We start from the raw sequence: 14,151 nt of genomic DNA on the forward strand, positions 1-14,151 counted from the left end.
TCGGTGACGGTCACAGCACGAGCTCGGGCTGCAGGCGGGTCGGGGTCCACGTGCGGCGCCGCCGGGCCGCCCAGGCGGTCGCGGCGAGAGCCGCCAGGAGGACGGCGGCGAGGATGCCGGCGTAGCTCGCGGCCGTGCCCAGGTCGCCGCCGTACAGCGTCTGCCGCAGGCCCTCGACCGTGTACGACATGGGCAGCACGCGGTGCAGCGACAGCAGCGGCTCGGGGATGGTCTGCCACGGGAACGTGCCGCCCGCCGTGACGAGCTGCACGAGCATGAGGACCAGCCCGAGGAACTCGCCGACCGCCCCGAACCAGACGTTGAGCGCCTGCAGGATCGCGACGAACGCGGCGGACGCGAGCACGAGCAGCCCGAGCGTCGCGGCACCGTGCACGGGCACGATGTCGAGCGCGTAGGTGACGAGCAGGTACATGAGCGTGACCTGCGCGACCCCGATCAGGACGCCCGGGAGCCACCCGCCGACGGCCGTCTGCCACGTGTGCGCCCCCGTCGCCAGCGCGCGGCTCGACAACGGCCGCACCAGCAGGAACAGCACGTACCCGCCGATCCACGCCGCGAGCGAGAGGAAGAACGGCGCGAGTCCCGCGCCGTAGCTGCCCGCGCGCGCGAGCTCGTCCTTGGCGATCGTCACGGGGTCGGCGATGGTCCGCGCGGTCGCCTCCTCGGTCGCACGGTCGAGGTCCGGCACGGCCCCCAGACCGGCGCTCAGCCGGTCGCGGAGCTCGGTGAGCCCCCCGTCGAGCTCTGACGCGCCCTGCGCGAGCGTGCCGCTGCCGGCTGCGAGCTGCTGGGCGCCCGTGGACACCTCCGCCGTGCCCTGCGCGAGCCGGTCCAGGTCGTCGGCGAGCGTGCCCGCGGCGCCCCGCAGCTGCGCCGTGCCCGACGCGAGCTGCCGCCCCCCGGCCGCCGCGGTGGCGATCCCGTCGGACAGGGCGGGCGCCGCGTCGGCGAGCTGCTGCGCACCGGTGGCGACCTGGGCGGCGCCGCTGCCGAGCTCGTCGAGCCGTCCCGCCGCGCGAGCGACGGCCTCGTCCAGCGCGTCGACGCCGCCGAGCGCGTCGGCCGCGAGCGCGGCGACCTCGTCGGCCTCCTGCTGCGTGAGGCGGCCCGCGTCGACCAGCGCGGCGAGGCGGACGTCGAGCACCTCGCGCGCGGTCGTCGCGGCGGCGTCGAGCTGCTGCACCCCGGCGGCGACCTCGTCGGCGACGCCGGCGACCTCGCCCGCGCCCGCGGCGACCTGCTGCGCACCGGTCGCGAGCGCGCGCGTGTCGTCGGGCAGCGTGCTCGTGCGGTCGCGGAGCGTGCCGAGCCCCTGGGACAGGCGCCCGGCGCCGTCGGCGAGCCGGCCCGCCGACGACGGCAGCGCGCGGGTGCCCGCGGCCAGCGCCGCCGCGCCGTCCGCGGCCTGCGCCGCACCGGACGCGAGACGGCCGGTGCCCTCGACGAGCTCGGTGCTGCCGGACGCGAGCCGCTGCGCGCCGTCGACCAGCTCGCTGGCGCCCCGGACGGCAGCGCCGAGCTCGGTGTGGATCGACCCGAAACCCTGCAGGAACTCGTCGGCGGCCTGCGTGCCGACCTGCGTCGCGATCGCGTCGCGCACGTCGCCCACGACCGTGTCGGCGATCGTCGTGGAGAGGTAGTTGTTGGCGTCGTTCGTCAGGAGCGTGAGGCTCGCCTGCCGGGGCCGGTAGTCGGCGACCGACACGAGGTCGGCGGAGAACGAGGGCCCGATGACGAGCGCCGCGTCGTAGCGCCCGGAGCGCACGCCGGCCTCGGCGTCGCGCTGCGAGGTGCGGACCCAGCCGAACCCGCCCTCTCCACCGGTGAGCCGCTCTGCGACCTGGTCCCCGTAGCGGACGTCGCGCGTGCGGCCGTCGACGGCGTCCGTGGCGGTCGCGCCGCGGTCCTCGACGACGAGCGCGGCGGGCACGTCGTGGAGCCGGCCGTACGGGTCCTCGTTCGCGAACAGGTACAGCCCCGCGTAGAGCGACGGGATGACGACGAGCGCGAGCAGCGCGAGCCGCGGCAGCGTACCGGCGGCGAGACGACGCAGCTCGGACAGCGCGAGGCGCGCGGCGATCACGGCGTGCCGCCCGGTGCGGGCCGCTCGTCGCGGTCGACGCTCAGCGTGTCGCTGTCGGTGTCGGTGTCGGTCCGTGAGCGCGGCTCGCCGGCGGCGGGCTCGTCCGGCGCCGCGACGAGACGGTCGGTGCCGGTGCGCAAGGACTCGACGGGTGTGGCGCGACCGGTCGTGCCGCGCGCGGGCGCGAGCTCGGCGCCCAGCTCGCGCGCGGAGGAGCGCGAGCACTGCACGAGCACGCCGTAGCCGCGCGCCGCGCACGCCTGCGCGACCGCCCACCACGCGGCGGGCTCGCCCCCGTGCCGGTCGGGCAGGCTGACGACGAGGAAGCGGACGCCGCGCCGCTCGATCGCGAGCGACGTCAGCAGCGCGGTCCGTACGGGTCCGGGCAGGTCGTCCATGCGGACGTCCCGGTAGGACGTGAGCTCGTGCGCCTCGAGCCACCGCCGGACGCGGGACGGGCGCGCCGCCGCGCCCGCGAGCGCGAGCTCCTCGCCGACGACCGTCGACGTCGTCAGGGTGTCGTCCGGCTCGGTGACGCCCGGCAGGTCCACCACGGCCGACAGCCCGCGCAGCACCGCGGGGTCCGAGGTCGTGGTGCCGTCGGCGCGCGTGAGCTCGACGACGCCCGTGAAGGGTGCGAGGCGTCCGGTGGCGACGAGCGCGAGGGCGGTGTGCCCCTGCCCCGGCTCGCCCGCGACCAGCACGCACTCACCGGTCGCGAGGCTCAGCGCGTCCAGGTGCAGCAGGGGCGCGCGCCTGCCCCGCACGTGGACGTCGCGCAGCGCGAGCCGCGCCGGTGAGGCGTCGACGGCCGCGCCCCGCGCGCCGCGTCGGGCCGCGGGCTCGACGTGCGCCGCGCGGCGCGTGGGGCGGGACGCCCCCTCCCGGCGCCCCGCCCCACCCCGGTGAGCGACGGCGCCCCCCTGCGGCGCCTCGCTCACGATCGTGCCCCGGGCGCCCCGCGGCGCGTGTCGTACCGGGAGGCGAGGTGGCCGGGCTCGGCGGCGGCCGGCGTGCGCTGGTCGCTCACGGCACCAGCGCTCCCGCCCGCTCGCCCCACAGCGCGAGGATCGTGTCCTGCAGGTCGTCCACGCCCTCGCCCGTCAGGGAGTTGGTGAGCCGCACGGGGCGGCCCGCGCGCACGCGACGCGCGTCCGCCCACATGACGTCGAGATCGGTCCGGACGTACGCGGCGATGTCGATCTTGTTGATGACGAGGACGTCCGAGGCGGTGACCGCCGGCCCGCGCTTGCGCGGCGTGGCGTCACCCTCCGAGGTGTCGAGCACGAAGACGGCCACGTCGGCGAGCACCGGCGAGAACGTGAACGTGAGGTCTCCCCCGACGGACTCGTAGAGCAGCGTGTCGACGTCGGGGAACCGCTCGAGCAGAGCGGCGCCCGCCAGCAGGTTCACCGTCGGGTCGTCCCGCACCGCGGCGTGCGGGCTCGCGCCGGTCTCGACCCCGACGACGCGTCGAGGATCGAGCACGCCCGCGAGCTGGCGGCGCAGGTGGCGCGCGTCCTCCTGGGTGTAGGTGTCGTTCGTCACCACGGCGGGGTGTCGTCCGGCCGCGATGAGCCGGGGCACGAGCGCCGCCACGAGCGCGGTCTTGCCCGCCCCGACCGCTCCGCCGATCCCGATGCGCAGCACGTCGTCGTGCATGTGCGTCCTCCTCGTCCTGGTCGTCGTCCTGTGCCTGCACCGCGCGACTCGAGGTCGGTCCGGGTCCCGCGGCCGCCGCGGCTGCTGACGGCGCGTCACCGTCGTACGCCGGCGGACCTGGTCGCGTGCGCCCGTGACGGCGTCGCGGGTCGTCACCGGTGGACCTCAGTCGCGCGCGGCCGGCCGGGGTCCGTGCTGGAGGTGCGCCGTGCGGGCGGTGCCGCCGTTCCGTCCCGGGCCGTGCGGGCGCGCGTCCTTGCCCTGCGGGTCGGTGTCGAGCACGGCGGCGAGGCCGTCGTCCCCCCGCGCAAGCGCCGACGCCGCGGCGCAGGTCCGGTGCTGCACGATCCGCAGGGCGACGGCCGGCGACAGCAGCGGTCCGGAGAACTCGACGTCCTCGAGCTCGTCGACACCGGGGCACGCCGTCGCGAAGCCCGCCGGCGCGACGACCACGTGCCGCGCACCGAGGCGACGCGTCCGGTCGACGGCCCGGGCCAGGTCCGGCGACGACGCCAGGCACGCGACGCCGATCTCCAGGCCGGTCCCGTGCGTGCGCGCCAGGTGCGCGCAGCGGTGCAGCTCGGCGTCGTCGCGCGGGTCCGCGCGCGCCGCGGCGATCACCATCCCCGCGCGCCGGTGGTCGGCGGCCGTCCGCACGGCGATCCCGCGCAGCAGGGCGACGAGGTGGTCGGGCGACCCGAACGGCCGGCAGAGCGCGACCCGACCGGGCACGCCGTGGGCCTCGACGGTCCACCGCAGCGTCCGCGCGGTCTCAGCCACGGTCGTCGGGTCGCGGCCCCACGTCATGGGCAGCACCGCGACGGTCTGCGACCCGGTGAGCGCCCGCTGCACGGCACGCGCCAGGGGCCCGCCCGGCGCGGCGACCACGCTCTGCGGGAGCAGCGCGCTCAGCTGCTCGAGGTCGGCGCCGCCCGCGCTCTCGTGACCGGCCACCAGCACCGTGCTGGGCGGGGTGCCCACGTCATGCCGGGACGCGCCGGGTGCACGACGCGCGCACGCCGACGCCCCGGGCCGCGGTCCCCGCGCGCGGTGCGGGCCCTGCGCGCCTGCGCCGCCCGCGGCCCGGCGGGCACGGCCGCGTCCGTCGCGCCACGGCGTGGACGAACAGCTCCTGACGTTCTCGTGATGTCATTTGCATGGTCGGTTTCGACCTTCCCCCTGCGTGTTCTCCCGCACCACGGGAGAGATCCCGACGATACGCCGATCACGCGCCGGCACAAGGCGGAAGACATTTCTTGATTCATATCGACAGCATGTCGATAAATGCCCGAGCAAACGCCGACGCTGGACAAGCGTCACGGACGACCGTCGAGAACATCCGTCCAAGAGGGGCCTGTGCTGGGCCGTTGTCGCACGACGGGCGGGCCACGCCAGGCGTGCACCATTCCGCGCGCCGAGGAATCCTGGTCGCGTGCGGGCAGCACATTCCACGCCCCGTACGAGAACCCGCAGAACGCGCCGCGCGCCGCGCGCCGGGCGCCGGGCGCCGGGCGCCGGGCGACCATGCCGCCACGGGCCCCGGCGCGCGCGACGGGACCTGCAGGTCCGTCAGGCGCGGCTACGGCGCCGCGGTCGTCGCGGTGCCCTGCACCGTGAGCGCCGCGAGCCGCGACAGCGCGCGGGCGTACTTCTTGCGGTAGCCGCCCGCGAGCATGGCGTCGGTGAACAGGTCGGCGTCGTCACCCGCGAGCACGACCGGCACGTCGCGGTCGTAGAGCCGGTCGACCAGCACGACCAGCCGCAGCGCGACGTCCTGCCGGTCGACCTGGTGGACCCCGGTGAGCCCGACGAGGGGCACGCCGTCGAGCAGCGCGCCGTAGCGGCTCGGGTGCACGGTCGCGAGGTGGTCGAGCAGCGCGTCGAAGCCGTCGATCGTGGCACCCGGCCTCGCCGCGACCGCGGCGCGGACCGCCGCGTCGTCGAGGCGGGCGGCGTGCGTGCTGACGGTCCGGTGCCGGTGGTCGTCGCCGTCGATGCGCAGCACCTCGAAGCGCGCCGCGAGGGCCTGGATCTCGCGCAGGAAGTCCTCGGCGGCGAAGCGCCCCTCTCCCAGCGCGCCGGGCAGCGTGTTGGACGTCGCGGCGAGCGCCACGCCGCGGTCGGCCAGCTCGCGCAGCAGGCGCGACATGAGCACCGTGTCGCCGGGGTCGTCGAGCTCGAACTCGTCGATGCAGACCAGGCGGTGCGCGGCGAGCGCGTCGACCGTCGGCGCGAACCCCAGCGCCCCGACGAGGTTGGTGAGCTCGACGAACGTGCCGTACACGGTGCGCTCGAGCCCGACGGCGTGCGCGAGCGACGCGAGCAGGTGGGTCTTGCCGACACCGAACCCCCCGTCGAGGTACACGGCCGGCGCCGCGGGTGCGGCCGCCCGGCGCCACCAGCGGCCCGCACGGGCGGGCGCGGCGAGGGCGTCGGCGACCTCGCGCAGCCGGTCCAGCGCGCGCCGCTGCGACGGGTGCGCGACGTCGGGGCGGTACGTGTCGAACGACTCGTGCGCGAAGTGCCGGGGCGGCGCGAGCTCGGCCAGGAGCCGGTCGGCAGGCACGCGGGGGTGGCGCGCGGTGAGCGACGGCGCGGCCGACGCCCCCGCTGGCTCGTCGGTCGTCACGAGGGTCGAGGATACGTCCCACGTCCGCGGCGGGCGCGTGGCCGGGCCGAACCCCGCGCCCGACCCGGCGAGCCTGGACGACCGTCCACTCCTTGAACACATGTCTCGCGATCCGGACACCTGCTGACTGGCCGTCATGACACGTGTCACCCTCGTCACGTGAACCTCCTCGGGACCGCCTGTGCGTGTCGGCGCTGTTGCGCCCCCACGGTCCCGTTCACGTGCTGTCCGCGGACCCGCTGACCCGCCCCGTCCCTCTCGGGCGCGTGTCCGCGCCCGAACCGTACGACCGCCGACGGTCGTGCGCGGACGCGTGAGCACGTGCCCCGGCATCCCCGGAGGTGCGCCCCATGGCGCAGACCACGACCACCCCACGGCTCGCCGAGCCGTCCAAGCGCCCCGAGGGCCAGTGGGCGTTCGACCAGCGTGAACCGCTCAACGCCAACGAGCGCCTCAAGCAGGAGGACGACGGCCTGCACGTGCGCCACCGCATCGAGACCGTCTACGCGCTCGAGGGCTTCGCCTCGATCCCGCCCGACGACCTGCGCGGCCGGATGCGCTGGTGGGGTCTGTACACCCAGCGCCGCCCCGGCATCGACGGCGGGCGCACGGCGACGCTCGAGCCGCACGAGCTCGACGACGAGTACTTCATGCTGCGCGTGCGCTGCGACGGCGGCACCCTCACGCTCGCGCAGCTGCGGACCGTGGCCGGGATCTCGCAGGAGTTCGGGCGCGACACCGCCGACATCACCGACCGGCAGAACGTCCAGCTGCACTGGATCCGGATCGAGGACGTCCCCGAGATCTGGCGACGCCTGGAGTCGGTCGGGCTGACCACGCAGGAGGCGTGCGGCGACGTGCCTCGCGTCATCCTCGGCTCGCCCGTCGCCGGGGTCGCGGCCGACGAGATCGTCGACGGCACGCCCGCCGTGACCGCGATCCGCGAGCGCTACATCGGCGACCCGGCGTTCTCGAACCTGCCGCGCAAGTTCAAGACCGCCATCAGCGGGTCGCCGCACCACGACGTCGCGCACGAGATCAACGACGTGGCGTTCGTGGGCGTCGTGCACCCCGAGCTCGGCCCCGGCTTCGACCTGTGGGTCGGCGGCGCGCTGTCGACCAACCCCATGCTCGGCAAGCGTCTCGGCGCGTTCGTCACGCTCGAGCGCGTGCCCGAGGTCTGGGCCGGCGTCGCCGGGATCTTCCGCGACTACGGCTACCGCCGGCTGCGCACGCGCGCCCGCCTGAAGTTCCTGCTCGCCGACTGGGGCACCGCGCTGTTCCGGCAGGTGCTCGAGACCGAGTACCTCGGGTACGCGCTGCCCGACGGCCCCGAGCCGCCGCCCCCGCCGACGGGACGCCGCGACCACGTCGGCGTGCACCCGCAGAAGGACGGCCGGTTCTACGTCGGCGCCGCCCCGACGGTCGGCCGCGTGTCCGGGCCGGTGCTCACGGCGCTGGCCGACCTCGTCGAGGAGGCCGGGTCCGACCGTGTGCAGCTGACGACCGAGCAGAAGCTCGTCGTGCTCGACGTCGAGGCCGGCCGCGTGGACGCGCTCGTCGACGGGCTCGAGTCACTGGGCCTGCACGTCCGGACCGCGTCGACGTTCCGGCGCGGGACGCTCGCGTGCACCGGCATCGAGTTCTGCAAGCTCGCGATCGTCGAGACCAAGGGCCGCGCGGCGGCGCTGATCGGCGAGCTCGAGGACCGGCTGCCGACGTTCGACCAGCCCATCACGATCAACCTCAACGGCTGCCCCAACTCGTGCGCGCGCATCCAGACCGCCGACATCGGCCTCAAGGGCGCGCTCGCGGGCGGCGAGGAGGGCTACCAGGTGCACCTCGGGGGCGGGCTGGGCCTGACCAGCGGCCTGGGCAAGACGCTGCGCGGCCTGCGCGTGCCGGCCGCGGAGCTCCCCGACTACGTCGAGCGCGTCACGCGCCGGTTCGACGAGCAGCGCACCGAGGGCGAGCTGTTCGCGCAGTGGGTGCAGCGGGCGGACGAGGAGGACCTGCGATGAGCGCGAGCGACGCCGGGCAGCGCGCGGTGCCGTACTACTGCCCGTTCTGCGCGGGCGAGGACCTGTGGCCCGCGGGCGAGACCCACGGGCAGTGGGAGTGCCGCACGTGCGCGCGGGCGTTCGCGCTGCGCTTCGTCGGGCTGGTGGCGCGGTGAGCGCGCCGGCGGCCGCGGGCCTGTCGGCCGACGAGCTGCGCGCGCTGGCCGAGCGTGCGGGCCACGAGCTCGAGGGCGCCCACCCGGGCGACGTGCTGCGCTGGGCGCGGGACACGTTCGGCGACGACCTCGTGCTGGCGTCGTCGATGGGCGACGAGGTCCTCGTCGACCTCGCCGCCAAGGCCGCGCCGGGCATCGACGTGATCTTCCTCGACACGGGCTACCACTTCGCCGAGACCATCGGCACGCGCGACTACTACGCGGCGTTCACCGACGTGCGGCTGCGCACCGTGCTGCCGCTGCGGACCGTCGCCGAGCAGGACGCCGAGCACGGCCCGCGGCTGCACGACCGCGACCCGGACCTGTGCTGCGCGCTGCGCAAGGTCGAGCCGCTCGAGCGCGGCCTCGCACCGTACGCCGCGTGGATCACGGGCATGCGCCGCGAGGACGCGCCGACGCGCACCGACATCGCGGTCGTCGGGTGGGACGCGCGGCGCGGCAAGGTCAAGCTCAACCCGCTCGCCGCGTGGACCGCGGACGACGTCGACGCGTACGTCGCCGAGCACCACGTGGTGCTCAACCCGCTGCGCGAGCTGGGGTACGCGTCGATCGGGTGCGCGCCGTGCACGCGCGCGGTGGCACCGGGCGAGGACCCGCGCGCGGGGCGCTGGGCGGGCAGGAACAAGACGGAATGCGGGCTGCACACATGACGACGACGACCACCTCCCAGCCGGCCACGACGCCGGCCCGGCTCACGCAGCTCGACGCGCTCGAGTCCGAGGGCGTCCACGTGATGCGCGAGGTCGCGGGCGAGTTCGAGCGCCCCGTCCTGCTGTTCTCGGGCGGCAAGGACTCGATCGTCATGCTGCACCTCGCGCGCAAGGCGTTCTGGCCCGCGCCCGTGCCGTTCCCGGTCATGCACGTCGACACCGGGCACAACTTCCCCGAGGTCATCGAGTACCGCGACCGCACCGTCGCGGAGCTCGGCCTGCGGCTCGTGGTCGCGAGCGTGCAGGACGCGATCGACGACGGCCGGGTCGTGGAGCGGCCGGGCGGCTCGCGCAACCCGCTGCAGACCGTGCCGCTGCTCGACGCGATCACGGCGCACCGGTTCGACGCCGTGTTCGGCGGCGGGCGGCGCGACGAGGAGAAGGCGCGCGCCAAGGAGCGCGTGTTCTCGCTGCGCGACGAGTTCGGGCAGTGGGACCCGCGCCGCCAGCGTCCCGAGCTGTGGGACCTCTACAACGGCCGCCACGGGCCGGGCGAGCACGTGCGCGTCTTCCCGCTGTCGAACTGGACCGAGCTGGACGTGTGGCGGTACGTCGAGCGCGAGCGGATCGACCTGCCGTCGATCTACTACACGCACGAGCGGGACGTCTTCGCGCGCGACGGCATGTGGCTGACCGCGGGCGACTGGGGCGGGCCGCGCCCCGACGAGCCGGTCGAGCGGCGCCGCGTGCGCTACCGCACGGTCGGCGACATGAGCTGCACGGGTGCGGTCGACTCGACCGCGGGGACCGTCGCCGACGTCATCGCCGAGGTCGCCGCGAGCCGCCTCACCGAGCGCGGGGCCACCCGCGCGGACGACCGGGCCTCCGAGGCCGCCATGGAGGACCGCAAGCGCGAGGGGTACTTCTGATGGGCACGCACGCACCCGCCGACGTCCTCGACGCACCGGCACCCGGTGTCGACGACGGGCACGCCCGCCGCGACCTGCTGCGCCTGGCGACCGCGGGGTCGGTCGACGACGGCAAGAGCACGCTCATCGGGCGGCTGCTCTACGACACCAAGTCGGTGCTGGCCGACCAGCTCTCCGCCGTCGAGCGCGCGACCGCGGCACGCGGCGGCGACGGCGGCGCGGTCGACCTCGCGCTGCTGACCGACGGCCTGCGCGCCGAGCGCGAGCAGGGCATCACGATCGACGTCGCGTACCGCTACTTCTCGACCGCGCGCCGCGCGTTCGTGCTGGCGGACACCCCGGGGCACGTGCAGTACACGCGCAACATGGTCACGGGCGCGTCGACGGCCGAGCTCGCGATCGTGCTGGTCGACGCGCGCAAGGGCGTCCTGGAGCAGACGCGTCGGCACGCCGCGCTGACGGCGCTGCTGGGCGTGCCGCACGTCGTGCTCGCGGTCAACAAGATGGACCTGGTCGGCTTCGACGCCGCGACGTTCCGGTCGATCGCGCGCGAGTTCGCCGACCACGCGCGCGTGCTCGGGCTGCCCGAGGTGCACGCGGTGCCGTTGTCGGCGCTCGAGGGCGACAACGTCGTCGAGCGGTCGGCACGCACGCCCTGGTACGACGGCCCGACGCTGCTCGAGCTGCTCGAGGCGGTCCCGGTCGCGCGCGACGCGAGCACCGAGCCGCTGCGCCTGCCCGTGCAGTACGTGATCCGGCCGCGCACGCCCGAGCACCCCGACTACCGCGGGTACGCGGGCAAGGTCGCGTCGGGCGTCGTGCGCGTGGGTGACGCGGTCCGCGTGCTGCCGTCCGGGCGCACCAGCCGCGTGGTCGGCATCGACACGTTCGACGGCCCGCTGGCGGCGGCGGAGGCCCCGCGGTCGGTCACCGTGCGCCTCGCCGACGACGTCGACGTCGCGCGCGGCGACGTCCTGGTCCCCGCCGACGAGGCCGTGCCGACGGGTCAGGACCTGGTCGGCACGGTCTGCTGGCTCACGGAGCGCAGGTCGGTGCCGGGTGCCCGCGTGCTCGTGCGCATCGGCACCCGCACGGTGCGGGGGCTGCTGCGCGAGGTCGACGCGCGGCTCGACGTCGACACGCTGACCGTCGAGCAGTGGGACCCGGTCGACACCGTGCGCACGATCGACGCGACCGACACGTCGAGCGAGGCCGCACCGCGCTCGCTCGGGCTGAACGCGATCGGACGGGTGCGGCTGCGCCTGGCGGAGCCCGTCGTGCTCGACGACTACGCGACGCACCGGCGCACGGGGGGCTTCCTCCTCGTCGACCCGACGGACGGCTCGACCCTCGCGGCGGGCATGGTCGGACCGACCCTGCTGGACCGGCTGGCGCCCGTGCGCCCGGACGAGCGCGACGACGACTGGCTCGCGGGGGCCGGGATATGAGCCCGCGCCACCCGCTGCTGCTGGACGTCACCGGGCGGCTGGTCGTGGTCGTCGGCGGTGGTCCGGTCGCGGCCCGCCGCGTGCGCTCGCTGCTGACGGACGGCGGTGCGGTCCGCGTGGTGGCGCCCGCGCTGTGCGAGGACCTCGCGGACCTCGCGGCCGCCGGCGCCGTCACGTGGCTCGCGCGCGAGTACGCGCCCGGCGACCTGGACGGTGCGTGGCTCGTGCACACCGCGACCGGCGACCCGCGCACCGACGCGACCGTGTCCGCCGACGCGCAGGCCGCACGCACGTGGTGCGTCCGCGCCGACGACGCGGCGTCGTCGACCGCGTGGACCCCGGCGGTCGCACGCGCGGGCGACGTGACGGTCGCCGTGTCGGCGGGGGGCGACCCGCGCCGGGCGCTCGCGCTGCGCGCGGCCCTGCAGACCCTGCTGGACACGGGCGCGCTGCCGGTGCGCCGGCACCGCGCGGGCGCGGGTCACGTGGCGCTCGTCGGCGGCGGTCCCGGCGACCCGGGGCTCATCACGACCCGTGGACGCCGGGCGCTCGCCGAGGCCGACGTCGTGGTGGTCGACCGGCTCGCGCCGCGCGCGCTGCTCGACGAGCTCGAGCCGGGCGTCGAGGTCGTCGAGGCGGGCAAGGCGCCCCACGCGCACACGCTCACGCAGGACGAGATCAACCGGCTGCTCGTCGAGCGCGCGCGGGCCGGGCAGCGCGTCGTGCGGCTCAAGGGCGGCGACCCGTTCGTGCTCGGACGTGGTGGCGAGGAGCTCGCGGCGTGCCTCGCCGCCGGGGTGGACGTCGAGGTCGTGCCGGGCGTCACGAGCGCGATCGCGGTGCCGGGCGCCGCGGGCGTGCCGGTGACGCACCGGGACCTCGCGCGCCAGGTGACGGTCGTGTCGGCGCACGACGCCGACACCGACTGGGAGACGCTCGCGCGGCTGCGCGGCACGCTCGTGCTGCTCATGGGCGTCGGGCGGCTCGGTGAGCACATGGACCGGCTCGTCGGTCACGGCCTCGCGGCCACGACGCCGGTCGCGGTGGTGGAGGACGGCACGCTGCCGACGCAGCGCACGACGCTCGGCACGGCCGCGACGATCGCCGACCGCGCCCGGGAGGTCGGCGTGCGCAACCCCGCGGTCGTCGTCGTGGGCGACGTGGCCGCGCTCGCCGCGACGCTCGGCCGCTCGTAACCTGGCCGCGTGCCGGAGCCCACGCCCCCCGACGTCCCGCTCGACGTGCTCGTGCCCGTGACCGACCGGCGCACCCTCGCGCCCGTGCCGGGCGAGGCGGAGCTCGTCGCGCTGCTCGTGCGCGACGCGCCGCACGTGCGCGCCAACATGGTCGCGTCGGTCGACGGCGCCGCGACGGGCGGCGACGACCGCTCGGGCTCGCTCGGCACGCCCGCCGACGCGCGGGTGTTCGCGGTGCTGCGCGCGCTGGCCGACGTCGTCCTCGTCGGCGCCGGGACGGTGCGCGCCGAGGGCTACCGCGAGCTGCCGGTCGCGGACCACCTGCGCGCGGCCCGCACGGCGGCCGGCCTGCCGGAGGTCGTCGAGCTCGCGGTCGTGACGCGCCGCGGCGACGTGCCCGCGGACCTCGCGACCGGTGCGCGACCGCCCCTCGTCGTCACGGGCGCCGCCGGCGCCGCGCGCGCCCGCGACCTCGTGGGGCCCGACCGCACGCTCGTCGTGCCGGGCCACGACGACCCCGACTCCCCCGACCTGCCCGCGGCCGTCACGGCGCTGCGGGCCCGCGGCCTGACGCGCGTGCTCGCCGAGGGCGGTCCGGGCCTGCTGGGCGACCTGCTCGTGGCCGACGTCGTCGACGAGCTGTGCCTGACCACGTCGCCGACGCTCGTCGCCGGGCCCGCTCCGCGCGTCGTGCACGGCGCACCCTGGCTCGCGCCGCCGCGCCCCGCGCACCTGCGGCACGTGCTCCACGCGCCGGACGGCACGCTGCTGACCTGCTGGGACCTGCGCGCGGCCGTAGGCTCGGGGGCGTGACCGACACCATCCTCGTCCTCACCGAGGACACGCTCGCCGCCTCCGACGTCCAGCACATCGTCGACCTGCACGCCGACGAGACCCTGGCCTACCGCGTGCTCGTGCCCGCCGACACCGACCGTCCGCTCGTGCCGTGGATCATCGACGCGCTGAGCATGGGCGAGCTCAAGGAGGCGTGGGAGCGCGCGACCGGCCACGAGCCGAGCCGCACGCAGGCGCGCCAGACCGCCGCCCAGCAGGTCGAGGGCAGCGTCGCGGAGTTCCTCGCCGCGGGCCGCGAGGCGACCGGCGAGATCACCGAGGACGACCCGCTGCCCGCGCTGCGCGGCGCGGTCGCCGGCGGCGGCGTGCGCGAGGTCGTCGTCGTGACGTACCCGCACATGGTCGAGGACACGTTCCACACCGACTGGGCGTCCCGCGCGCGCGACGAGCTGCACGTGCCCGTGCTGCACCTGTACTCGGGCACGAGCGAGCTGGGCTGACC

13 protein-coding genes are annotated in these 14,151 nt (G+C 76.2%); 8 read left to right on the forward strand and 5 right to left on the reverse strand.

Features of this window, described 5'->3' with window-relative positions:
• Positions 1–10: 10 nt before the first annotated feature.
• From E4A51_RS16440 to zapE, 5 genes are all read right to left on the reverse strand, one after another.
• On the reverse strand, positions 11–2,104 hold the full coding sequence (locus E4A51_RS16440) for a YhgE/Pip domain-containing protein (RefSeq protein WP_134852388.1): 2,094 nt from the start codon (positions 2,102–2,104) through the stop codon (positions 11–13).
• On the reverse strand, positions 2,101–2,871 hold the full coding sequence (locus tag E4A51_RS16445; protein ID WP_134852389.1) for a hypothetical protein: 771 nt from the start codon (positions 2,869–2,871) through the stop codon (positions 2,101–2,103). Before E4A51_RS16445 ends, E4A51_RS16440 begins: the two co-directional genes overlap by 4 nt.
• Before the next feature lie 259 nt (positions 2,872–3,130).
• Positions 3,131–3,766, reverse strand: a complete 636-nt coding sequence (locus tag E4A51_RS16450) for a GTP-binding protein (protein WP_070320529.1) — start codon at positions 3,764–3,766, stop codon at positions 3,131–3,133.
• Positions 3,767–3,931: 165 nt separating this feature from the next.
• Positions 3,932–4,720 (reverse strand): sirohydrochlorin chelatase, encoded by a 789-nt coding sequence (locus E4A51_RS16455; protein ID WP_134852390.1) that lies wholly within the window; start codon positions 4,718–4,720, stop codon positions 3,932–3,934.
• A 625-nt stretch (positions 4,721–5,345) separates the two neighbouring features.
• Positions 5,346–6,395, reverse strand: coding sequence for a cell division protein ZapE (zapE, locus tag E4A51_RS16460; protein ID WP_240696523.1), 1,050 nt, complete (start codon positions 6,393–6,395; stop codon positions 5,346–5,348).
• A gap of 350 nt (positions 6,396–6,745) precedes the next feature.
• On the opposite strand from zapE, the gene E4A51_RS16465 reads away from it, so the two are divergent.
• Genes E4A51_RS16465 through E4A51_RS16495 form a run of 8 tightly spaced genes read left to right on the forward strand, consistent with a single transcriptional unit; the run spans position 6,746 to position 14,149 of the window.
• Positions 6,746–8,416, forward strand: coding sequence for a nitrite/sulfite reductase (locus E4A51_RS16465; RefSeq protein ID WP_134852391.1), 1,671 nt, complete (start codon positions 6,746–6,748; stop codon positions 8,414–8,416).
• Positions 8,413–8,571, forward strand: a complete 159-nt coding sequence (locus E4A51_RS18455) for a hypothetical protein (RefSeq protein ID WP_163274735.1) — start codon at positions 8,413–8,415, stop codon at positions 8,569–8,571. The genes E4A51_RS16465 and E4A51_RS18455 overlap by 4 nt, the downstream gene beginning before the upstream one ends.
• On the forward strand, positions 8,568–9,281 hold the full coding sequence (locus E4A51_RS16470) for a phosphoadenylyl-sulfate reductase (protein ID WP_134852392.1): 714 nt from the start codon (positions 8,568–8,570) through the stop codon (positions 9,279–9,281). The genes E4A51_RS18455 and E4A51_RS16470 overlap by 4 nt, the downstream gene beginning before the upstream one ends.
• Positions 9,278–10,210, forward strand: coding sequence for a sulfate adenylyltransferase subunit CysD (gene cysD, locus E4A51_RS16475; RefSeq protein WP_134852393.1), 933 nt, complete (start codon positions 9,278–9,280; stop codon positions 10,208–10,210). The genes E4A51_RS16470 and cysD overlap by 4 nt, the downstream gene beginning before the upstream one ends.
• Positions 10,210–11,658 carry a sulfate adenylyltransferase subunit 1 gene (locus E4A51_RS16480; protein WP_134852394.1) on the forward strand — a complete coding sequence of 483 codons (1,449 nt, stop codon included), beginning with the start codon at positions 10,210–10,212 and terminating at the stop codon, positions 11,656–11,658. The genes cysD and E4A51_RS16480 overlap by 1 nt, the downstream gene beginning before the upstream one ends.
• Positions 11,655–12,854, forward strand: coding sequence for a uroporphyrinogen-III C-methyltransferase (cobA, locus tag E4A51_RS16485; RefSeq protein ID WP_134852395.1), 1,200 nt, complete (start codon positions 11,655–11,657; stop codon positions 12,852–12,854). The genes E4A51_RS16480 and cobA overlap by 4 nt, the downstream gene beginning before the upstream one ends.
• A 9-nt stretch (positions 12,855–12,863) precedes the next feature.
• Complete coding sequence (locus E4A51_RS16490; protein ID WP_070320522.1) at positions 12,864–13,667, forward strand: dihydrofolate reductase family protein; 804 nt, start codon at positions 12,864–12,866, stop codon at positions 13,665–13,667.
• Positions 13,664–14,149 (forward strand): hypothetical protein, encoded by a 486-nt coding sequence (locus tag E4A51_RS16495; RefSeq protein WP_134852396.1) that lies wholly within the window; start codon positions 13,664–13,666, stop codon positions 14,147–14,149. The genes E4A51_RS16490 and E4A51_RS16495 overlap by 4 nt, the downstream gene beginning before the upstream one ends.
• The last annotated feature ends 2 nt before the right edge of the window (positions 14,150–14,151 follow it).

The organism is Cellulomonas sp. HD19AZ1, from assembly GCF_004535805.1.
Classification (GTDB): Bacteria; Actinomycetota; Actinomycetes; order Actinomycetales; family Cellulomonadaceae; genus Cellulomonas; species Cellulomonas iranensis.